Source organism: Pseudomonas sp. B6001, assembly GCF_013386015.1.
Classification (GTDB): domain Bacteria; phylum Pseudomonadota; class Gammaproteobacteria; order Pseudomonadales; family Pseudomonadaceae; genus Aquipseudomonas.
In genome coordinates, this window is sequence record NZ_JACAOX010000007.1 from 19791 (window position 1) to 40672 (window position 20882).

A 20882-nucleotide genomic window follows, 5' to 3' on the forward strand; every position below is an offset into this window, starting at 1 on the left:
AGGTCCGTTTTCCTCAGTAGCTGTACAGCAAGGGGCGTGCCGTACAGCAATCTGCCTGCCATCAAATTTCCCCTGTGGGAGCGGGCTTGCTCGCGAATGCGGTGTGTCAGCCAATGATTGCTCAGCTGAACGACCGCTTTCGCGAGCAAGCCCGCTCCCACAGTGGGTGGGTGGTGTTTTTGAGTTCGGTGATCCGTTTCAGGGCATCACGGAAAAAACGATCGCAGACAGCGCAATCAAGCCGACCAACACCACAAACACGTTGGACGCCTGGCCCGAGTACTGGCGCAGGGATGGCACTCGGCGGATGGCGTACATCGGCATCAGGAACAACAGGCAGGCGATGATCGGCCCGCCCATGGTTTCGATCATGCCGAGGATGCTCGGGTTGAAGGTGGCCACGGCCCAGCAGGTGAGCACCATGAACAGCGCGGTGCAGCGCTCCAGCCACTTGGCCGACATGCTGCGGTTGCGCCCGCGCAGGGATTTGACGATCAGGCCCTGGAAGCCTTCGCTGGCGCCGATGTAGTGGCCCAGGAAGGATTTGGTGATCGCCACCAGCGCGATCAACGGTGCGGCGTAGGCGATGACCGGGGTCTGGAAGTGGTTCGCCAGGTACGACAGGATCGAGATGTTCTGCGCCTTGGCGGCGGCGAGGTCAGCCGGCGACAGGGCCAGCACGCAGCTGAAGCAGAAGAACATCACCGTCAGCACCATCATGCTGTGGGCCATGGCCAGGATGCCGCTGCTTTTGCGTTCGGCTTGCGGGCCGTACACGCGTTTCTGGTCGACGGCGAAGGCGGAGATGATCGGCGAGTGGTTGAAGGAAAACACCATCACCGGGATCGCCAGCCACAAGGTCTTGAAGAAGGCCGGCAGGGGCATGCCTTCGCTGGCGGAGGCGAAGAATGCACCGTTCCAGTTGGGGATCAGGCTCACCGCCAATAGCAGCAGGGCGGCGACGAAGGGGTACACCAGCACGCTCATGGCCTTGACAATCACGCCCTGGCCGCAGCGCACAATGGCCATCAGACCGAGGATCAGCACCAGCGACAGGATTGCCCGGGGCGGTGCAGCCAGGTGCAGTTGGTGTTCCATAAAGCTGGTCAGGGTGTTGGTCAGCGCCACGCTGTACACCAGCAAAATCGGGAAGATCGCGAAGAAGTACAGCAGGGTGATCAGCTTGCCGGCGCCGATGCCGAAGTGTTCTTCCACCACTTCGGTGATGTCGCCCGATTTGCCCGACAACACAAAGCGCGTCAGCCCACGGTGGGCGAAGAAGGTCATCGGGAAGGCCAGCAGCGCCAGCACGATCAACGGCCAGAAGCCGCCCACGCCAGCGTTGATCGGCAGGAACAAGGTGCCGGCACCGATGGCGGTGCCGTAGAGGCCGAGCATCCAGGTGGTGTCGTGTTTGTTCCAGCCTTGTGTAACGGTGGTCGGCGTCAGGTCTACAGCGGGATTTTCGGCAGCAGGTGTACGTACATCGGTCATCGTTATTGCCTCGTTATTATTTTTGCGCGGGCTCACGTTGGGGCGATCAGGGAATGCTCCTCAGCACTCCACCCAGCTGACGGCCAGGCCGCCCCGTGAAGTTTCTTTGTATTTGTCGTGCATGTCGGCGCCGGTGTCGCGCATGGTGCGGATCACCCGGTCCAGGGAGATGAAGTGTTTGCCGTCGCCGCGCAGGGCCATTTGCGTGGCGTTGATCGCCTTGACCGCGGCGATGGCGTTGCGCTCGATGCACGGCACCTGCACCAACCCGCCAACCGGGTCGCAGGTCAACCCCAGGTTATGTTCCAGGCCGATTTCGGCGGCGTTTTCCAGTTGCTCCGGGGATGCGCCGAGCACGTCTGCAAGGCCGGCAGCGGCCATGGCGCAGGCGGAACCGACTTCGCCCTGGCAGCCGACTTCGGCGCCGGAGATCGAGGCGTTTTTCTTGCAGAGGATGCCGACGGCGGCGGCAGCCAGGAAGAAATTCACCACGTCATCGTCGGATGCGTCCGGGTTGAACTTCATGTAGTAGTGCAGCACCGCCGGGATGATTCCCGCCGCGCCATTGGTCGGTGCCGTCACCATGCGCCCGCCGGCGGCGTTTTCTTCGTTGACGGCGAGGGCGAACAGGTTGACCCATTCCATGGCCGACAAGGTCGAGGTGATGACGTTGGGTTTGCCGATTTCCAGCAGGCTGCGGTGCAGTTTCGCCGCGCGCCGTGGCACATCCAGACCGCCGGGCAGGATGCCTTCGTGGCGCAGGCCTTGTTCGACGCATTCACGCATCACCGACCAGATATGCAGCAGGCCGCTGCGGATCTCGGCATCGCTGCGCCAGGCCCGCTCGTTGGCCATCATCAGCTCGGAAACCCGCAGGCCGTGCTTGTTGCACAAAGCCAGCAGTTCGACGGCGCTGGAGAAGTCGTAAGGCAATTCCACTTCGCTGGCCGGCGCAATGCCGGATTCGGCTTCCGCCGCTTCGATGATGAAACCGCCGCCCACCGAGTAGTACGTTTGCTCGCTCAACAGGCCGTTTTCGCCGTAGGCATGCAGGGACATGGCGTTGGGGTGGTAGGGCAGGCTTTCGTCCAGCAGCAAGAGGTCGTGTTGCCAGTTGAAGGCAATCGACGTGCGGCCGCCGAGCAGCAATTGGCCTGACTCGCGCAGTTGCTGGATGCGTGGGCCGATACTGGTGGGGTCGATGCTGTCTGGCCATTCGCCCATCAGGCCCATCACACAGGCGCGGTCGGTGGCGTGGCCGACACCGGTGGCGGACAGCGAGCCGTACAAACGCACCTCTACGCGACGGGTTTCGTCGAGCAATTGCTGGTCGATAAGCGCTTGGACGAAGGTCGCCGCGGCCCGCATCGGGCCGACGGTATGGGAGCTGGAAGGACCAATGCCCACTTTGAATAGATCGAAAACACTGATAGCCATGCTAAACCCTTACAAGCAATGGAGTAGGAATCGCTGCCATGTTTTGTAGGACAAGCGGAATTGGCGCGATACTGAGCCTCTGGATCGGCACTGACCAACGAATTATCCTAAGACACCCTTTAGCAGGACTAAACCCTATGGCTCGCCCGCTTCATGGCCAGACCTACGTCTGGCTGCACGTTTTTTCCTGCGCGGCACGGCATTTGTCGTTCACCCGCTGCGCCGAGGAACTGCACATCACCCCGGGCGCGGTCAGCCAGCAAATCCGTCAGTTGGAGGAGCGTCTGGGGTTTCGCCTGTTCCATCGGCGCGCACGCGGGGTTGAGCTGAGCGCAGAGGGCCAGCGGTTGGCGATCACCGTGGGCGAGGCCTATGGCAGCATCGATGCCGAGTTGCAGCGGCTGGACGCCGGGATGATCAGCGGCACCTTGCGCCTGCGCTCGATCCCGTCGTTTCTCGGCAAATGGCTGACCCCGCGTTTGCCGCGTTTGCAGCAGCGCTTCCCGGATATCCAGCTGCGCATGGTTGCCGAAGACAGCAGCGTCGCCCTGCACGAGGGCGACTTCGACCTGGCCATCGACCTTAACGACGGCAGCTATCCGGGCTTGTTGTCCACAGCCTTGCTGGACGAGCAGATTTTCCCGGTGTGCGCACCGAGCCTGCTGCGGGGGCGACCGCCACTGCATGGCCCCGCTGACCTGGTGCATTTCCCGCTGCTGCACGACATCACTGCCTGGCGTGGGAGTTATGAGTACGCAGAGTGGGAGTTCTACCTGAATGCCATCGGCTATGACGCCGCCGACGTACGGCGCGGGCATACCTTCAACCGCAACCACCTGACCATCGAGGCGGCGATTGCGGGCATGGGCGTGGCGATTGCCCGGCGAACCTTGCTCAATGACGAACTGGAACGCGGCACCTTGATCGTGCCATTCGGCCTCGCCGTCCCCAACCACAAACGCTATGTGCTGCTGTACGCGCCGGGTGCGCTGAGCCATCCGGGCGTGCGGGCGGTGCATGACTGGCTGGTGGAGGAAGCGGAGATTTTTCGCGGATTGCACCCGTTGGGAGAGGGGCAATTGTAAGGAAGTTGGCGGTAAGAAGATGTAACCAACTCCCCACCCTAACAGCGTTTTTGGTTGTAGTCAGGGTTAATTTGTAATGTGGGATTTATCTTTGCAAAGGGGTTGAAATGTTCCTCTGTCTGCTCAATTGTGTAATCAGGAGGTCATGGTTTTCACCCATCCGGTGAAGCAGGAATGGCCTTCGGCGAGCTAGCTGAAATAAGGGAAAACTATGCAAATCCAAGTCAATAGCGATAACCATATTGAAAGCAGCATCCGACTGGAGGAGTGGGTACGTACCACCATTGAGAGCACGCTCGAACGTTACGAAGAAGATCTGACCCGCGTCGAGGTTTACCTGCGGGACGAGAACGGTGACAAGCCCGGCCCACACGATCTGAGTTGCCGACTGGAAGCACGGCCAAAAGGCCATCAACCGCTTTCGGTCCTCCATAAAGCCGATACGCTGGAACAGGCGATCGATGGCGCAGCGACCAAGCTGGAGCATGCCCTGGAGCATCTGTACGGCAAACTGCGCGGCAAACCACGCGCCGCGGGTCAAAGCCTGCCCAATACCAAGGCCGACGAGGCCGAGCTAGAAGAGGAATTCCTGGAAAACGAACAGGCTGCGCTTAACGGCTGATAGCTGATACTTTTTTCAACCCCACTGAAAACGGGCCTGCAGATGCAGGCCCGTTTTTTTATGCGCAAAAGGTCAGTGCGGGCTGCGCCGGAAAAACCAGGCGCTCAAGGCCGCCAGTGCGCACGCTCCAACGCCGGCATACAACATGGCCCATCCCGCACCGTTGCGCAGCGCGGCCTGGGCGATCAGTGGGCCCTGCGGCAACACGTCCAGCTTGCCGGCGGCGATGTCCTGACTGAGGGTGGCCAGTTGCGCGGTGTCGGGCAATACGCCAGCCAGGTAATGAGCGATCCCGAGTATCAACACCAACCCCATCAACGCGATATTCAGCGCCAGGGTGATCAGCCGTGCACTGAAGTCGATGCCCGAGGCCATGCCCGCGCGGTCGGATGAAACTGATCCGGTGGTGGTGTTGGTGGTGGGCGAGTTGGTAAACGCCAAGCCGCTGCCGGCAATCCCACAGGCGATCAGGACCCATACCACACTGGGCTGGCCGCTATGATTGATCGCCGCCATTGTCACAAACCCCACGCCCATCAGGCCCAGGCCCAATGGAATGATGCGTTCGGCGCCATAGCGCAGGGCCAGGCGTTCAGCCAGCGGCGGCACCACCAACGTGGGCAGGGTATAGGCGAGCAGGGCGAGCCCGGTGAGCATGGTGTCGTAGCCCAGGCCGGCCTGGAAATACAGCGGCAGGTAGATCATGAAGGGCCAGAAGCTGAAGTTCATGCCGATCGAGCCCATCAGCGCGCCGTTGAAGCGCGGGATGCGAAACACCGAGAAGTCGAACATCGGATGCAGGCTGCGCCGCTCGACAACCACGAACAACAACAGGCTGCCCACCGACAGTCCGGCCCAGCCGAGCATGGCCGGGGTGGCAAAGCCGCTCTCGGTGCCCTGGGTGATGAAATAAACCAGGGCGAACACTGCCAGGGTGAGGGTGGCCATACCGGCTATATCGAGGCGATGGGCCGCCGGGTCACGGGATTCCTGCACGCTGATGCGCAGCAACACCAGGGTGAACAAGGTCAACGGCACATGCACCAGGAACACCCAGCGCCAATCCGCCACCGCCAGGATCAATGCCCCCACCATCGGCCCGAAACCCAGGCCCACCCCGGCGATCACGCCCCACACCGCAAAGGCTCGCGCTCGGGCCGCCGGCTCGCGGAACTGGTGCGACAGGATCGCGAACTGGCAGATCATCATCGCCCCGCCACCCACGCCCTGGACAAAACGCGCCGCGATCAGCGTGGACGCATCGTTGGCCAGCCCGCAGGCGAGCGAAGCCAGCCCGAATACCCACAGGCACAGCACCAGCATGCGTCGGCGGCCAAAACGATCGGCCAATGTGCCGGCGGCCATCAGCACGCTGGTGCAGGCCAGGGTGTAGGCGTTCATGATCCATTGGGCGTCCTGAAAGCCGGTGCCCAGTTGCTGCTCAAGGGTGGGCAGGATGACCGGCACGCTGGAAATCTCCAGCCCGAACATCAGCGCCACCAGGCACACGGCGGTGAGCGCAAGGCCGTCCCGGGCGGTACGTGGCGGGTTGATGGCAGATACAACGGCGTCGGGTGGCATGGCCTCTTCCTTTCAATGGGGGAAGGTGTCATTTTCACGGGAATCTGATTCTTTATTAGCGATACTTCTTCCTGTGATAAGGGAATATAGGGCGACAAACGACCATGGCCACTCCGCGTTTTGATGGTGTTGAACTGTTTTTGCAGATCGTCGAGAGCGGCAATCTGACGGAGGCCGCCGAACGGCTGAACCTCACGCGCTCGGCGGTGGGCAAAGGCTTGGCACGTCTGGAAGCGCGGCTGGGGACGTCTTTATTGCAACGCTCCACCCGGCGCCAGCGTTTGACCGAAGACGGGCAGGCCTACTACGAGCACTGCCTGCGTGCACTGGCAGAGCTGGAAGCGGCTGAATCCGTGCTGGAAAGTGGCCGCCAGCAGCCACGAGGGCGGTTACGGGCGAGCCTGCCTTTGGCATTCGGCCACCACTATGCGGCGCCGGCGTTGTGGGGGCTGATGGACCGTTTTCCGCAACTGGAGATTGAAATTTCCTTCTCCGACCGATTGATCGACTTGGCGCAGGAAGGCTTCGACCTGGCGGTGCGCATTGGCGCATTGCCTGACACCGACCGCTTGAGTGCACGTCGCCTCGGCGAACAGGCGATTGCCCTGGCGGCGTCACCCGCGTACTTGCAGCGCACACCTCGTATTGACTCCATCGACGACCTGGACGGGCACCGGGGCATTGCCTATCGCAGCAATGCCCCGCACCGCGAGCGAGTCGCCTCGCCGTTGATCCTCGATGACCTGCAGGCCGTGGCCGATGCCGCCATCGCCGGGGTCGGCCTGGCCTGGTTGCCCAGTTGGCTGATCGCCCACTACGTGTTGCGCGGGCAACTGCAGGCGGTACTGCCGGGCCACCGCGAGCAACCGATGCCGATCCATGTCATCTGGCCCACGGCGACGCACATGCCGGCCAAGACCCGATGCGCCATCGACGCGTTGGTGGCCGGCACACCGTCGTGCCTGGCGGGTAGCTGATCAGAACGCGATGGACGTCTGCACATACAGCGTGCGCGGCTCGCCGACGTATTTGCCCTTGTTGTTATCGTCAAACGAGCGGGTGTAGTACTGCTTGTTGAAGATGTTTTTCACACCCACCGCCACGTTCAAATCCGACAGCTGCGGGCCAAAGTCGTACGCCGCGCGGCTGCTGAACAGCATGTAGCCAGGAATGCGTCCGGTGCTGCCATCAGCACTTTCTGCTTCAGTGTTGGCGTTGTCGGCAAACTGGCTGCTCTGGTAGCTGCTGTCCACATTCAACTTCCAGCGACCTTCGGTGTAACCCACGCCCAGGGTGCCCTTGTGCTTGGAGGAGAAGGGCACGCGGTTGCCTTTGTTCGGGCCGTCTTCGCGGATGGTGGCGTCGACGTAGGCGTAGGTGGCGTACACATCAAAACCGGCGAGCGCCGGGCTCAAGCCGTCGAGGGCGTAGTTGATGCTGGACTCGATGCCCTGATGGCGGGTTTCGCCGCGGGCGATCACGGTGTCGTTGGTCTGGTTGCTGTCATACTGGTTGTCGAAGTTGATCAGGAACGCGCCGATTTCGGCGCGCAAGGTGCCGTTGTCATAGCGTGTGCCGAGTTCCCAGGTGCGGGCTTTTTCCGGCTTCACTTCGCCACTGGTCACGCGGTTGGGCATCTGGCTGTACTGCACGCTGCCGAACGAACCTTCGGTGTTGGCATAGAGGTTCCAGTCGTCGGTCAGGTGGTAGAGCACGTTCAGCGCCGGCAGGGCGGTGTTGTAGTCGCCTTTGTATTTGACGTTGCTGAGGTTGTTGGTCTGCTGGGACTCGATCATCTCGTAGCGGATGCCCGGGGTGATGGTCCACTTGCCGATATCTATCCGGTCGTCGACGAAGAACGCATTGGCTTCGGTGCTGCCTCGGGTGTCGCGGTCGTTGCGGCTGTCGGTGGTCGGCAGTTGCTGATTGGCGGAAATCGGCGTGCGGTAGCGCAGTTCGTGGCCGGCCTCGTTGATGTAGCGGTAGCCCACGCCGACTTCGTGGCTGGTTGGGCCGAGGTCGAAGCCTTGGGCGAAACGGGTTTCCAGGCCGCGTACCCAATACTCGCGGGGCGACAGGGAGAGGAAGTTGCCCTGGTCCAGGTAACCGCTGCGCAGGGTGGTGGTGAAGAAGCTGTTGACCGTGAATTCCCGGCGGTCTTCCTGGTAGCGATAGCCTGCGTTGAACATGGTGCGCCGGCCCCAGAACTGGTCGTAGGGGCGGGTGGACTGATACGGGTCGGCCTTGTAGGCCGCAGTGCTCAAACCACCGGGCATATCCGCCTTGCCTTCGTAGTACTGCGCCATGGCGTTGAAGCTGTTGGCGTCGTCCAGCTGGTACTTGCCCTTGAGGATCAGGTCGTCGATGCGGGTGTCGCTGTTCTCGCGCCAATCACCACCACGGGTGCCGGAATACAGGATCGCGCCGCCCAGGCCGTTGTCCGCCGTGCCGCCGGCCAGCAGGTTGCCGGTGGTCTTGAAGCCATCGTGGCTGGAAGACGGGCTGGTTTCGGTTTGCAGGCCGCCTTTCACCGTTGGCGCATCGGGAATCGCGCGCGTGACGAAGTTGACGATGCCGCCGACGTTCTGCGGGCCATAACGCACTGCGCCGCCGCCCCGTACCACGTCCACGGCATCCATGTTGCCCATGCTGATGGGCGCGAACGACAACTGCGGCTGGCCATACGGCGCGAACGGCACCGGGATGCCGTCCATCAAGACCGTGGAGCGCGAGGCCAAGCGTGGGTTGAGCCCGCGAATGCCGAAGTTCAGCGCCATGTCGTGGCTGCCGGTGCCGTTGTTTTCCGGGGCGTTGACCCCGGGAATGCGGTTGAGCACGTCGCGGGCCTGGGTGGCGCCCTGGCGTTCGAATTCTTCGCGGCGGATCACGTCCCGGGCGCCAGGGTGCTCGAAGACGTTGGTTTGCGCCGCGTCCCCCAGCCAGTCGCCGACCACGTTGGAGGTGCCCAATTCGAGGGTGGCCGGAGCATTCGCCGGTTGCAGGCTGAAGGCGTTGTTGCCCTCGGCACGGGCTTGCAGGCCGGTGCCTTTGAGCAACGCATTCAAGCCTTCTTCAGCGGTGTAGTTGCCCGACAGGCCGTGGCTTTGCACGCCGGCGGTCACGTCCGAGCCAAATGAAATCAGCACGCCGGCTTCCCGGCCAAATTGATTCAGCGCCGCTTCCAGTGACGTAGGGGCGATGCGGTAGGGCTTGGCGTCGGCCGCCATTACGTAGGGAACGGTGCTGAAACTGAGGCTGGCCCCCAGCAACAAGTGGCGCAGGGTGCGGGCGAGTGGCGTCAGGCGAGTCGGTTGCTGGGGCATGAAGTGCGGTCCTGAGAAGGAAGGATCAAGGTGGCTTTCCTTCTCTGTCACGCGAGGTGCGGAAAACGGCTCACGGGTTTTGAAAATATTTCAGGCACGCGCTTCGACAGTGACCCAGTAGCGGGTAAACCGCCGGACCCTGACCGGCAGGCTGACTTGCAGCAGGTCCAGGATTCGTTCGCTGTCGTCCAGCGGGTAGCTGCCGGAAATCAGCAGGTTGGCCACCTGCGGGTCGCAATTGAGCTGGCCACGGCGATAACGGCTCAATTCGGCGAGGAAATCTTCCAGGCGCATGTGGGCCGCCACCAGCATGCCGTCGGCCCAGGCGCCGCTGCCGGCGTCGGTGGGGCGGGCGGTGTCCCAGCCTTTGCGGGTGAAATTGACCTGATGGGCTTTCTCCACCGACAACGGCAAACCGCTATAGGTGTTGGGCATCACGTCAACGTGCCCATCAAACACCGCCAGTTGTGTGTGATCGTTGAATTGCCGCACGTTCAGCCGCGCGGCCTGGGCGCTGAGCAGGCCCTGGGAAGTGATGACCCGCAGCGGGGCGTTGCCGGGTTTGGCGGTCAGCAGGATTTCGCCTTCGAGCAGGCGGATCAAGCGTTGCTGGCCATCAAAATGCACATCCACCGCACTGCCGGTGTTGAGCTGCAACTGGCTGCCATCCGCCAGCTGGAACTTGCGCCGTTGGCCGATGGGGCTGCGGTAGTCGGCACTCAACGGCGGCAATATATGTTGCTGGCGCAAACCCCAGGCCGCTGCCGACCCGGCGCCGAGTATCAGCAACAACTTCAGGGCCTGGCGGCGACTGCTGGATTTCGGCGCATTCAAGGCGGCATGGGCCAGGGGTGATGGCATCCCGCGCAAGCGCTGGTTCACTCGCTGGATGTGCTCCCAGGCCCGCTGATGTTCGCTGTGGGCGTCCAGCCACTGTTGCCAGGCTGCCTGTTTGCGTGGGTTGAGCGGGCCCTGCTGCATTTCCATCAGCCAGTGCACCGCTTGTTCGGCGACTTGCGTTGAGAAACTCATAGGGCGAAGTAGCAGCGCATCGCCGCTTTATTCAGATGGCGCTTGACCGTGGCGATGGAGATGCCCAGTTCCGCGCCGATTTGCGCGTAGGTCAGGCCGTCGAGCTGGGACAGCAGGAACGCGCGTTTGACCAGGGGCGCCAAGCCGTCCAGCAACTGGTCCAGCTCCATCAGGGTTTGCAGGATGATTGCCCGCTCTTCCTCCGACGGCGCCACGTGTTCGGGCATTTGCGCCAGGGCGTCGAGGTAGGCGCGCTCCAGGTCCTGGCGGCGGTAATGGTTGCACAGCACACGCTTGGCGATGGTGGTGAGGAAGGCGCGAGGTTCGATCAGCGTCGGTGTTTCCCGTGCGGTGAGCACGCGGATGAAGGTGTCCTGGGCCAGGTCGGCGGCGCTTTCCGGGCAGCCGAGCTTGCGTCGCAACCAGCCGGTAAGCCAGTGGTGATGGTCGTGGTACAGGACTTCGACGGTGTTGGACGGCTGCAACGCGCACACTCCGGCAGCATGGGCATGCTTTAGAGAACAAGAATTGTTCGCATTGTAGGGCGCGCAGGCGGGTTCGGCAATTGCCAGTGATGCGTTCTCTTTTGCTTATGAGAACCTTTATCATTAATATTGCGCACTGACGAACCTGGCGCCTTGTGCATGAAACGCAAAACCTCACTTCCCGTTTCCTACCGTCTTGCCGTGACGTCGCGGGTGCTGGCGGCTGTGGTCGGCGGTTACCTGCTGGCCTCGCTGGCCAGCGTGTGCATGACGCTGTGGCTGCCCACCAGCCGCGCCGATGCGGTGATCAGCGGCATGCTGAGTTCGTTTGTGTTCTACCTGTTGGCAGTCATCTGGTGCTTCGCCTGCCGCACGGCCTGGCGCGCCTGGTTTGGCGTGTTGCTGCCCAGCGCGATAATGGCCACGTTCGCCGGGTTGGCGTACTGGATGGCGCGCACATGAAAGAGGGCTTCCGCCAGGCCATGGCCTGGTTGCACACCTGGGCCGGGCTGATCTTTGGCTGGCTGCTGTTTGCGATTTTCCTGACGGGCACCCTGTCGTATTTCAAGGACGAAATTACCCACTGGATGCAGCCCGAAGTGCAGGCGCATCCCGTCGATGACGCCCGTAGCCTGGCCGCCGCCCAAACCTATCTGCAACACCAGGCGCCCAATGCCGCGCGCTGGTTTATCACCTTGCCGAGCAGCCGTGAGCCGGGCCTGTCGGTGATGTGGCAAGACAAGGTCGACCCGGGCAAACGCGGCAATTTCGTCGAAAAACTCCTCGATCCCGTCAGCGGCCAGCAGGTCCAGGCCCGGGAAAGCATGGGCGGCGAATTCTTCTATCGTTTCCACTTCCAGCTGCAAATGCCCTATCCGTGGGGGCGCTGGCTGTCGACCATCGCCGCGATGGTGATGTTCGTGGCGTTGATCACCGGGATCATTACCCACAAGAAAATCTTCAAGGACTTCTTCACCTTCCGTCCGCGCAAGGGCCAGCGTTCCTGGCTCGACGGGCACAACGCCGTGGGCGTGCTGGTGTTGCCGTTCCACTTGATGATCACCTACAGCAGCCTGGTGATTTTCATGAGCATGGTAATGCCGGCGAGCATCCTCGCTTCCTACGGCAACGATACCCGTGCGTTCTTCAACGATGTGTTTCCGGCCACCGACAATGCGCCGGCCCTCGGCCAGCCGGGGCAATTGCTGCCACTGGGTCCGATGTACGAGCAGGCGCGCGAGCAATGGGCCGGCGGGCATGTCGGACGGCTGGTGGTGAATAATCCAAGCGATGTAAACGCCTCGGTCAATGTGTTCCGCGCCGGGTCGGATCGAGTGGTGCATGACTTTGGCAGCACCGTCTCATTCAACGGCACTACCGGCGAACTGTTGCGGGTGAGCGGCGAGCAGTCGCTGCCGGCGGCGATTGGTGGCAGCTTCTACGGTTTGCACATGGGCCATTTCGCCGGCCCGGTATTGCGCTGGCTGTATTTCATCTGCGGCCTCGCGGGCACGGCAATGATCGGCACCGGGCTGGTGATGTGGCTGGGCAAGCGTCAGCTCAAGCACACCAAAACCGGTGTGCTGCCCTTTGAGCTGCGGCTGGTGGAAGTGCTGAACATCGCCAGCATGTCCGGCTTGATGATTGCCATCGCTGCATTCTTCTGGGCCAACCGCCTGTTGCCGGCCAGCTTTGCCGGGCGCTCGGACTGGGAAGTACAAGCCTTCTTTATTGCCTGGGGCTTGAGCGTCGTGCACGCGATTGTTCGCCAGGGGCGCCGCGGCTGGGTTGAGCAATTGAGTGTGGGCGCGCTGCTGTTTATCGGCGTGCCGGTGCTCAACGCGCTGACCACGACCCAGCATTTGGGTGTGTCTCTGGCCAACGGCGACTGGGCCATGGCCGGTTTTGACCTGACGTGCCTGGGCAGCGGCGTGTTCCTCGCCTGGGCTGCCTGGAAAATGCAGCACCGCCGTGTCCCTCAGCCCAAGGCCGAACGTGCCCGGCCATTGACCCTCAAGGGCGAGGTGAACTGAATGCTCCTGGCGCTATTGCTGTGTTACGCAGGGTTTACCGCGTTGTGCCTGTCCATGGACCGGCACCATGGCGAACTGCTGCACAGTAAACCTTCGCCTCGTCGGCGCCTGGGTTTGCGCGTGGGCGGCTGGCTGCTGTTGATTGTCTCGATCTGGCCGGCGGTGCTCGCGACCGGGTGGAGCCAGGGGTTGGTGGAGTGGTGCGCGGTCTTGATGCTCAGCGGGTTGTTGCTGGTGTTGCTGTTGCCGTATCGGCCAAGGCTGGCCTTGATCCTGGCGGGCCTCGGCCTGCTGGCCAGCCCGGTTGCGGCCTTCGCGACCCTTTGAGTCCACCGTTGATGATCACCACGCCCCCCGAACACCCAGAGCAGCACGCAGACGCGGCGGGCGGACGGGCGCATTTCCTGCAGGTGTTCCTGTCCCAGCGCTCGCAGATGGAAGCGCTGGTCAGCCGCCGCGTGGGCTGCCGTGCGACGGCGGCGGACCTGGTGCAGGATTTGTTCCTGCGCTTCTGGCGCCGGCCGCTGGTGCAGGTCGAGGAACTCAGCACCTACCTGCTGCGCTGCGCCGGCAATATCGCCATCGACCACCTGCGCAGCGAAGGCGCCCGGGTGCGCAGCAGCGAAGGCTGGCTGCCGGAACAACAGGATAACCAGGGCTGCGAACCCCAGGCCGCGCTGGAGGCGGGCAATGATCTGCGTCACGTTGAAGCAGCCTTGCGCAGCCTGCCGGAACGTACCCGGCAGATTTTCCTGCTCAACCGCATCCATGGCCGCAAGTACGCGGAAATCGCCAAGGCCATGGGCCTGTCCCAAAGCGCCGTGGAAAAACATATGATGCGTGCCCTCGAAGCCTGCAAGGCCAGCCTTCGTGAACCATCGCCAAGGAAAGCCCCGTGAACCCCACCGCCAGCGTCACCCCGACGCCCGACCAGGAACAGGCCGCACTGGCCTGGTTGAGCCTGTTGCACGACCAGCCCAGCAGTGGCGACCAGGCCACGTTCAGCCGTTGGCTGCGGGCCGATCCTGCGCATGTGGAAGCCTATGCCCAGGCCCAGGTGCTGTGGGAATTGAGTGAAGTACCGGCCAGAACGTTGGCGGATGAGGATGCCCTGGCGCTGCAGGGTTACTTGAACGCGATGAATACCTCGAAACGCTCCAGCGTGCGGCGCTGGTCTGGCGCCCTGGCCATGGCCGCCTGCCTGCTGGTGATGATCTCGATGGGCGCCGGCTGGCAGCCGTCACGCTGGGTCGATGACTTCGGCGCGGATTACGTCACCGCGCCGGGTGAGGTGAAGACCGTGACCCTGGCCGATCAAAGCCAGGTCACCCTGGACGCCGACAGTGCGATCGCAGTGGATTTCAAGCATGGCGAGCGCCATATCCAGCTACGCCGTGGCGCCGGTTTTTTCAGTGTGACCCACACTGGCGAATCCTTTGTGGTCGAGGCCGGCAGCGGCGAAGCACGGGTGCTCGGCACGCAGTTTGAGGTGCGCCTGCAACCGGCAGGTGCGCAGGTGACGGTGTTGTCCGGTCGGGTTGGGGTAACGCCGTCGAAGTATGCTCAGCAACAGATTCTGACGGCCGGCCAGCAAGTGGCCTACGCCGACGGTGTCGCCGATGAGCTGCACGCGGTCGACAGCGAGTCGCGCCTGGCCTGGCGCGATGGTTGGCTCAACTACTACAAGGCGCCGCTGGCCGATGTGGTGCAAGACCTCGGCCGCTACTATCCGGGGCGCATTCTGCTGCTCAACGAAGACCTCGGCGCCCGGCGTGTCAGCGGCAGTTTCCCGAGCAAGGACCCCCAGGCGGTGCTCAATGCGTTGCAGGCGGTCCTGGGGTTTGAACAACACTCGCTGCTCGGTCGGATGATCGTATTGCGCTAGATACAGAGCGCTACGCCGCAATGGCGTGGCGCTGTCATTACTTGCACCACCTTCCCTTGAAAATCCCCATGCCTTGGCACATCCGTGTGTGTGGACCTTTCATTTAACCTTCATCGCAATCGCCAAAACCTGTAACCAAATCGTTACGTGATGCACGGATGATCCTCGGATTCCTGAGCAGGTGGTCAGGAAGATTGGCGGCGCTGTTCACCCGGCCGAGATCGCCAATACCTCCCCCATAACAACAGATAGATGCATGTAAGGGATCTACTCGTGACCTACAACAAACTCTATGCCCTGCTTTTAGCATCGGGCCTGGGCGGCTTTGCGCCGCTGGTTCTGGCAGACGATTCCCAGGATGTCGGTTCGGTGCACGTCGCCGGCGAACGTACCCTGGGCACCGGCCACATGATTCAGGAAGAAAGTGCCAAGGCCCGGTCCACGGTGACCAAGGAAGCCATGGACGAAATGTCCCCGACGGCCAACGCCATCGACAAGCTCAAGTACACCCCGGGCATCAACGTTTCCAACGACGACGCCAGCGGCATGAGCGGCACCAGCTTCACCATGCGCGGCATGAACTCCGACCAGGTCGGGGTTTCCATGGACGGCGTGCCGATCAACGACTCCGGCAGCTACGGTGTTTACGCCAACCAATTGGGCGACCCGGAAAACGTCGGCGAAGTATTTGTCACCCAGGGCTCCTCGGAAGCGGACGGCCCGCACATTGGTTCCAGCGGCGGCAATATCGGCATGGTCACCATTCGGCCGACCAAGGAGCCGGGGCTGTTCGTCAAGCAATCCATGGGTTCGAACAACCTGACAAAGTCCTTCGCCCGCATCAACACCGGCGACCTCGGCGGCTTCAAGACCTGGGTGTCGGCCTCTCACACCGAGGGCGACAAGTGGCGCGGCAAGGGCACCTTGCGGGGCGACAAGGTGGAGTGGAGCACGCTGTTCGAAGACGACAACGGCAACACCAGCAACTTCACCATGAAGTACAACACCCAGGAAAACTACAACTACAACACGCTGAGCAAGAGCCAGTTCCAGCAACAGGGCCGCCGCCTGGATTACGCGGAAACGCCGGTCTACAAGAACGGATTGCTGTCGTCTTCCTACAAGCTCAACCGCAACCCATTTGAAAGTGTCATGACCACCTTCACCCAGCGCTGGCGCCTGCGTGATGACCTGGCCCTGACGGTTGCGCCTTACTACTACTGGGGCAACGGCGGCAGTTTCAGCGGCCAGACCGCGACCAACCTGGGGCCGAAGTCCGACAAGAGTGGCAACTACGACCTGAGCAACCTCAAGTCGGCCAACTACTATCGCCCCTCGTGGACCGAAACCTGGCGCCCTGGCGTGACGGTCAAAATGAAATGGGACATCAACGAGGAGCACAGCCTGGATTACGGCTACTGGTACGAGCGCGCTCGCCAGCGCCAGACCCAGCCGTATATCGGGATCAACAGCGAAGGTGCACCGGACGACGTCTGGGGCGATTACAACAGCGGCGGCCAGGTGGTCGACAAGAACGGCAAGACTGTCCAGGGGCGTCATCAATACACCGTGACCCCGGCCCAGAAGCTGTGGGTGCAGGACAGCTGGCAAGCCACGCCAGACCTGAGCTTTGTCGGCGGGTTGGCGTACCAGTACGTCGAGCGTGACGGCGACAACCTGGGTAGCCTGTACGACAAGCCGGAAAAGCGTAACGCCCGCTACCATCAGTTCCTGCCGAACTTCAGTGCCAAGTACCAGGTCGACGAGAGCAACCAGGCGTTCTACAACGTCACTCGCAACATGCGCACACCGCAGAACTACGTGCTGTACAACAAGGGCGATTCCCTCAACCTCAACCCCGAGCTGAGCTGGAACCAGGAACTGGGCTGGCGCTACACCGAAGAGAAAATGGCCCTCAGCGCCACCCTGTTCTACATCACCTTCAAGGACCGTCAGCTGTCGACCACCGACTTGAACGGTGACTACGTGATGGCCAACGTCGGTGACGTGACCAACAAAGGCCTGGAGTTGGAGTGGAGCGGCCTGCTGCCGTACAACTTCAACTACTACGCGTCGTACACCTATACCAAGTCCGAGCAGCAGGACGACTTTGTCAGCAAGAACGTGTTGTTGCCGACCAAGGGCAACCAGTTGGCCAACGTGCCGGAAAACATGCTCAACCTGGTGTTTGGTTACGACGACAAGCGCTACTACGGCAACATTGCCGGCAAGTATGTCGGGGCGTTCTACGGTGATTTGACCAACAACGAGAAAATCTCCGGGCGCACCGTGTTTGATCTCAACGCCGGTATCTACCTGCCGGTGGACAAGAAGGTCTTCAAGTCGGCCGCGCTGCGCTTCTCGATGCTCAATGTGTTTGATAAGGAATACTTGAGCTCGGCGCGCACCGTGTCGTTCAACTCGGCGCCAGTGAATGGCCTGGCGGCCAGTTCGGCGTATTACAACGTAGGTGAAGAGCGTACGGCGATGGTTTCCCTGGAGGCCAATTTCTAACGCGTACGCAAACCCAATGTGGGAGCGGGCTTGCTCGCGAAAGCGGTGGATCAGTCGCCAGATGTATTGACTGAACCAGCGCATTCGCGAGCAAGCCCGCTCCCACATTTGATCTGCGGTATTTTACAGAGTGAGTTACTTCAGGGCCGCCATGATCGCTTCCGGGTTGTAGTCGCGAATCAGCGTGCCGTTCACGTCCACAAACGGAATCCCGCCGCCCCCCAACGCCTCGTACACCTTGCGCGCCTGGGCGTCCTTCTCGATATCAAACGCCTGGTAGGGAATCCCCTTGGAATCCAGAAAGCGCCGGATCTGTTTGCAGTAGCCGCACCACTCGGTGGAATACAGCACCACGCGCGCTGCCGCGCGTGTCTGCTCCGGCACCACCTGGGAGGGGTTGAACAACCGCTCGATCTTGCCCCAGTTCTGGAAAACCACCACCACCAGCAACACCAGCAGGACTTTCTTCAGAACCCCGCCCAGCATCAGTTGCGACGCTTGAGCTGGTCGGTCAACTGGGTCGGCAGGCCCTTGATGATCAAGGTGCCGGCGGCTTCGTCGTATTCGATCTTGTCGCCCAGCAGGTGCGCTTCAAAGCTGATGGACAAGCCTTCGGCACGCCCGGTGAAACGGCGGAACTGGTTGAGGGTGCGTTTATCCGCCGGGATTTCCGGCGACAGGCCGTAGTCCTTGTTGCGGATGTGATCGTAGAAGGCTTTTGGCCGATCTTCATCGATTAACCCGGACAGCTCTTCCAGGCCCATCGGCTCGCCGAGCTTGGCCTGGCTGCTGGCGTAGTCCACCAGGGTCTTGGTTTTCTCGCGGGCGGATTCGTCCGGCAGGTCTTCGCTTTCGACGAAGTCGCTGAAGGCCTTGAGCAGGGTGCGGGTCTCGCCCGGGCCGTCGACGCCTTCCTGGCAGCCGATAAAGTCGCGGAAGTACTCCGAGACCTTCTTGCCGTTCTTGCCCTTGATAAACGAGATGTACTGCTTGGATTGCTTGTTGTTCTGCCACTCGGACACGTTGATGCGCGCGGCGAGGTGCAGTTGGCCAAGATCCAGGTGGCGCGACGGCGTCACGTCCAGCTGGTCGGTCACGGCCACGCCTTCACTGTGGTGCAGCAGGGCGATCGCCAGGTAATCGGTCATGCCCTGTTGATAGTGGGCAAACAGCACGTGGCCGCCGGTGGAGAGGTTGGACTCCTCCATCAGCTTCTGCAGGTGTTCCACCGCAATGCGGCTGAAGGCGGTGAAATCCTTGCCGCCGTCGAAATACTCCTTCAACCAGCCGCTGAACGGGTGCGCGCCGGACTCGGCATGGAAAAAGCCCCAGGCCTTGCCTTGTTTGGCGTTGTAGCTCTCGTTGAGGTCGGCGAGCATGTTCTCGATCGCGGCCGACTCGGCAAGCTCGGAGTCGCGGGCGTGGAGAACTGCGGGTGTGCCGTCGGGTTTTTTGTCGATCAGGTGGACGATGCAATGACGGATCGGCATGGGCTTCTCAGCTGGTTGAAGGGGAGGGGTGGGGCTCCCGGAAAAAGTCGCCAGTGTACCGCACCCGCTGGGGATGGCGCTGTTCGGAGGGCGTTTTGAGCGCCATCCGACGGGCCATATGCCTTTTTTTCACGGTTTAGAGCGATAAAGCTGACCAAATGGGTATGTTGAGGCGGATATTTCCCCGTCTCTGTGCTAGTTTTGCCCCGTCTTACGCGCAGTCTGGGCGTTAAGCGTGCATTCAGCATTTGTCAGGTCGAACCAAACCCGGTTTCAGGTATCTATAACCCCGATCTTCGTGGTTATAGCCCTTGGGTGCCAGGCCTTGATGGCAGGGCTCGATGGCTGACACTGCACTCTGCAATCCAAATGAATTTGATAGGGAAGGAACACCACAATGGCTATTACTAAAGACCAACTGATCGCTGATCTGGCTGAAGCTGTAGACGCACCGAAAACCACCGTGCGTGCTCTGCTGGACCAACTGAGCCAGATCGTTGCTGATCAGCTGGAAAACGGCGGCGAAATCACTCTGCCAGGCGTTGGCAAACTGAAAGTGACCGAGCGTCCTGCCCGTACTGGCCGTAACCCTTCGACTGGCGCAGCCATCGAAATCGCTGCCAAGAAAGTTATCAAGCTGGTTGTGGCCAAAGGCCTGACCGACGCTGTTAACAAGTAAGACGCAGCAAAAAAAACCGTGCTCCGGAGCGATCCGGGCACGGTTTTTTGTTGCCTGCGATTTATCAGTCTTTACGGGCCCAACGCTGGCGCCACACCTGTTGCTCGCTCGGGGTCTGGAAGGTCCAGGCGACGAAGCGGCTCTGCTTCTGGCCCTGGGACATCTCTACCACCTGGCTTTCCAGCACACCGGCCTTTTTCAGCGCTGTCTGAATGGCCGGCAAGTTCGACGCTTTCGACACCAGCGTGCTGAACCACAGCACCTTGTGCTGGAAATGCGCGCTTTCAGCGATCAGTTGCGTCACGAACCGCGCTTCACCGCCTTCACACCACAACTCCGCCGACTGGCCACCGAAGTTCAGCACCGGCAACTTGCGTTTCGGATCAGCCTTGCCCAGTGCGCGCCATTTACGTTCGCTGCCCTTGGTCGCTTCATCCATGGACGCGTGGAAGGGCGGGTTGCACATGGTCAGGTCAAACCGCTCGCCCGGCTCCAGCAAACCCAGCAGGATCTGCTTGGGGTTGGTTTGCTGGCGCAGCTGGATGGCCTTGTTCAGCCCGTTGGACTGCACGATCGCCTTGGCGGCGGCCACGGCGGTCGGGTCGACTTCCGAGCCGAGGAAATTCCAGCGGTACTCGCTGTAGCCAATCAACGGATAGACGCAGTTGGCGCCCATGCCGATGTCCAGCACCTTCACCGGCGCGCCACGGGGGATCACGCCTTCGTTGACGCTGGCCAGCAGGTCGGCGAGGAAGTGCACGTAGTCGGCACGCCCCGGTACCGGTGGGCACAGGTAGTCAGCCGGGATGTCCCAGTGATTGATGCCGTAGAACGCCTTGAGCAACGCCCGGTTGAACACCCGCACCGCGTCTGGGCTGGCAAAGTCGATGCTTTCCTTTCCGTACGGGTTGATGATCACGAATTGCGCCAGTTCGGGCGTGGTCTTGATCAGCGCCTGGAAGTCGTAACGGCCCTGGTGGCGGTTACGCGGGTGCAAGGTGGCCTCTTTGCGCGGAACGACGGGCTTGGCCGGCGTACTGGATTTTGGCTTCTTGCGCGGTGCTTTGGGTGTGCTGGGGGCGGTCATGGGCTGCGTCGATTCTGCGTTTGTTTCAAAAGTGGTGGGTATTGTCACACATTCCTTGGTCGAACTCGGTCAAATGTGGGAGCTGGCTTGCCTGCGATGCAGGCGACTCGGTGTATCTGCCAGACCGAGGCGATG

At 61.7% G+C, this 20882-nt stretch carries 19 protein-coding genes; 10 read left to right on the plus strand and 9 right to left on the minus strand.

Features of this window, described 5'->3' with window-relative positions; genetic code table 11:
• Positions 1-198 precede the first annotated feature (198 nt).
• Both HX821_RS09160 and HX821_RS09165 read right to left on the minus strand, forming a co-directional pair.
• A complete protein-coding gene (locus tag HX821_RS09160) occupies positions 199-1494 on the minus strand; it encodes a serine/threonine transporter (RefSeq protein WP_177021370.1) in 1296 nt (431 codons plus the stop codon).
• A 60-nt stretch (positions 1495-1554) separates the two neighbouring features.
• Positions 1555-2931, minus strand: coding sequence for an L-serine ammonia-lyase (locus tag HX821_RS09165; protein WP_177035644.1), 1377 nt, complete (start codon positions 2929-2931; stop codon positions 1555-1557).
• 137 nt (positions 2932-3068) lie between these two features.
• Here HX821_RS09165 and HX821_RS09170 point away from each other — a divergent pair, with 137 nt between their 5' ends.
• Entirely contained in the window at positions 3069-4016 is a 948-nt protein-coding gene (locus HX821_RS09170) for a LysR substrate-binding domain-containing protein (protein ID WP_003212775.1), read from the plus strand.
• A 211-nt stretch (positions 4017-4227) separates the two neighbouring features.
• Complete coding sequence (locus tag HX821_RS09175; protein ID WP_003212772.1) at positions 4228-4638, plus strand: HPF/RaiA family ribosome-associated protein; 411 nt, start codon at positions 4228-4230, stop codon at positions 4636-4638.
• Between the two features lie 72 nt (positions 4639-4710).
• On the opposite strand, the gene HX821_RS09180 is transcribed toward HX821_RS09175, so the two are convergent.
• Positions 4711-6219, minus strand: coding sequence for an MFS transporter (locus HX821_RS09180; protein ID WP_177035645.1), 1509 nt, complete (start codon positions 6217-6219; stop codon positions 4711-4713).
• Positions 6220-6323: 104 nt separating this feature from the next.
• On the opposite strand from HX821_RS09180, the gene HX821_RS09185 reads away from it, so the two are divergent.
• On the plus strand, positions 6324-7196 hold the full coding sequence (locus tag HX821_RS09185) for a LysR family transcriptional regulator (RefSeq protein WP_177035646.1): 873 nt from the start codon (positions 6324-6326) through the stop codon (positions 7194-7196).
• Here the strand turns inward: HX821_RS09185 and fecA are convergent, their stop codons facing one another.
• The 3 genes from fecA to HX821_RS09200 all read right to left on the minus strand — a co-directional run bounded on the left by fecA (position 7197) and on the right by HX821_RS09200 (position 11059).
• Positions 7197-9542 (minus strand): TonB-dependent Fe(3+) dicitrate receptor FecA, encoded by a 2346-nt coding sequence (gene fecA, locus HX821_RS09190; protein WP_102605177.1) that lies wholly within the window; start codon positions 9540-9542, stop codon positions 7197-7199.
• 90 nt (positions 9543-9632) lie between these two features.
• Positions 9633-10574 (minus strand): FecR domain-containing protein, encoded by a 942-nt coding sequence (locus HX821_RS09195; RefSeq protein ID WP_134325774.1) that lies wholly within the window; start codon positions 10572-10574, stop codon positions 9633-9635.
• Positions 10571-11059, minus strand: a complete 489-nt coding sequence (locus tag HX821_RS09200; protein ID WP_177035647.1) for a sigma-70 family RNA polymerase sigma factor — start codon at positions 11057-11059, stop codon at positions 10571-10573. Before HX821_RS09200 ends, HX821_RS09195 begins: the two co-directional genes overlap by 4 nt.
• A gap of 159 nt (positions 11060-11218) precedes the next feature.
• On the opposite strand from HX821_RS09200, the gene HX821_RS09205 reads away from it, so the two are divergent.
• The 6 genes from HX821_RS09205 (at position 11219) to HX821_RS09230 (ending at position 17491) form a co-directional block, all read left to right on the plus strand.
• Positions 11219-11521, plus strand: a complete 303-nt coding sequence (locus tag HX821_RS09205) for a DUF3649 domain-containing protein (protein ID WP_003212759.1) — start codon at positions 11219-11221, stop codon at positions 11519-11521.
• Complete coding sequence (locus HX821_RS09210) at positions 11518-13092, plus strand: PepSY domain-containing protein (RefSeq protein WP_177035648.1); 1575 nt, start codon at positions 11518-11520, stop codon at positions 13090-13092. Before HX821_RS09205 ends, HX821_RS09210 begins: the two co-directional genes overlap by 4 nt.
• Positions 13093-13419: a DUF3325 domain-containing protein gene (locus tag HX821_RS09215; RefSeq protein ID WP_003212755.1), complete on the plus strand. Its 327-nt coding sequence runs from the start codon at positions 13093-13095 to the stop codon at positions 13417-13419.
• Positions 13420-13430: 11 nt separating this feature from the next.
• Positions 13431-13991 (plus strand): RNA polymerase sigma factor, encoded by a 561-nt coding sequence (locus tag HX821_RS09220; protein ID WP_003212753.1) that lies wholly within the window; start codon positions 13431-13433, stop codon positions 13989-13991.
• The gene (locus HX821_RS09225) at positions 13988-14977 is read left to right on the plus strand and encodes a FecR family protein (RefSeq protein WP_087695170.1); all 990 of its coding nucleotides are present in this window, start codon (positions 13988-13990) and stop codon (positions 14975-14977) included. The genes HX821_RS09220 and HX821_RS09225 overlap by 4 nt, the downstream gene beginning before the upstream one ends.
• A 273-nt stretch (positions 14978-15250) precedes the next feature.
• Positions 15251-17491, plus strand: a complete 2241-nt coding sequence (locus HX821_RS09230; protein WP_008438524.1) for a TonB-dependent receptor — start codon at positions 15251-15253, stop codon at positions 17489-17491.
• 135 nt (positions 17492-17626) lie between these two features.
• Here the strand turns inward: HX821_RS09230 and HX821_RS09235 are convergent, their stop codons facing one another.
• Together HX821_RS09235 and yejK are read right to left on the minus strand one after the other, a co-directional pair.
• Entirely contained in the window at positions 17627-17977 is a 351-nt protein-coding gene (locus tag HX821_RS09235) for a glutaredoxin domain-containing protein (protein ID WP_177035649.1), read from the minus strand.
• Positions 17977-18981 carry a nucleoid-associated protein YejK gene (yejK, locus tag HX821_RS09240; protein WP_003212745.1) on the minus strand — a complete coding sequence of 335 codons (1005 nt, stop codon included), beginning with the start codon at positions 18979-18981 and terminating at the stop codon, positions 17977-17979. Before yejK ends, HX821_RS09235 begins: the two co-directional genes overlap by 1 nt.
• 397 nt (positions 18982-19378) lie before the next feature.
• On the opposite strand from yejK, the gene HX821_RS09245 reads away from it, so the two are divergent.
• The gene (locus HX821_RS09245) at positions 19379-19660 is read left to right on the plus strand and encodes an HU family DNA-binding protein (protein WP_003212743.1); all 282 of its coding nucleotides are present in this window, start codon (positions 19379-19381) and stop codon (positions 19658-19660) included.
• A 64-nt stretch (positions 19661-19724) separates the two neighbouring features.
• Here the strand turns inward: HX821_RS09245 and rlmF are convergent, their stop codons facing one another.
• Positions 19725-20747, minus strand: a complete 1023-nt coding sequence (gene rlmF, locus HX821_RS09250) for a 23S rRNA (adenine(1618)-N(6))-methyltransferase RlmF (RefSeq protein WP_003212741.1) — start codon at positions 20745-20747, stop codon at positions 19725-19727.
• Positions 20748-20882 lie beyond the last annotated feature (135 nt).

Coding starts and splice junctions, on each gene's coding strand:
- HX821_RS09160 (WP_177021370.1), bottom strand. CDS start 1,494: ATGACCGATGTACGTACACCTGCTGCCGAAAATCCCGCTGTAGACCTG.
- HX821_RS09165 (WP_177035644.1), bottom strand. CDS start 2,931: ATGGCTATCAGTGTTTTCGATCTATTCAAAGTGGGCATTGGTCCTTCC.
- HX821_RS09170 (WP_003212775.1), top strand. CDS start 3,069: ATGGCTCGCCCGCTTCATGGCCAGACCTACGTCTGGCTGCACGTTTTT.
- HX821_RS09175 (WP_003212772.1), top strand. CDS start 4,228: ATGCAAATCCAAGTCAATAGCGATAACCATATTGAAAGCAGCATCCGA.
- HX821_RS09180 (WP_177035645.1), bottom strand. CDS start 6,219: ATGCCACCCGACGCCGTTGTATCTGCCATCAACCCGCCACGTACCGCC.
- HX821_RS09185 (WP_177035646.1), top strand. CDS start 6,324: ATGGCCACTCCGCGTTTTGATGGTGTTGAACTGTTTTTGCAGATCGTC.
- fecA (WP_102605177.1), bottom strand. CDS start 9,542: ATGCCCCAGCAACCGACTCGCCTGACGCCACTCGCCCGCACCCTGCGC.
- HX821_RS09195 (WP_134325774.1), bottom strand. CDS start 10,574: ATGAGTTTCTCAACGCAAGTCGCCGAACAAGCGGTGCACTGGCTGATG.
- HX821_RS09205 (WP_003212759.1), top strand. CDS start 11,219: ATGAAACGCAAAACCTCACTTCCCGTTTCCTACCGTCTTGCCGTGACG.
- HX821_RS09210 (WP_177035648.1), top strand. CDS start 11,518: ATGAAAGAGGGCTTCCGCCAGGCCATGGCCTGGTTGCACACCTGGGCC.
- HX821_RS09215 (WP_003212755.1), top strand. CDS start 13,093: ATGCTCCTGGCGCTATTGCTGTGTTACGCAGGGTTTACCGCGTTGTGC.
- HX821_RS09220 (WP_003212753.1), top strand. CDS start 13,431: ATGATCACCACGCCCCCCGAACACCCAGAGCAGCACGCAGACGCGGCG.
- HX821_RS09235 (WP_177035649.1), bottom strand. CDS start 17,977: ATGCTGGGCGGGGTTCTGAAGAAAGTCCTGCTGGTGTTGCTGGTGGTG.
- yejK (WP_003212745.1), bottom strand. CDS start 18,981: ATGCCGATCCGTCATTGCATCGTCCACCTGATCGACAAAAAACCCGAC.
- HX821_RS09245 (WP_003212743.1), top strand. CDS start 19,379: ATGGCTATTACTAAAGACCAACTGATCGCTGATCTGGCTGAAGCTGTA.
- rlmF (WP_003212741.1), bottom strand. CDS start 20,747: ATGACCGCCCCCAGCACACCCAAAGCACCGCGCAAGAAGCCAAAATCC.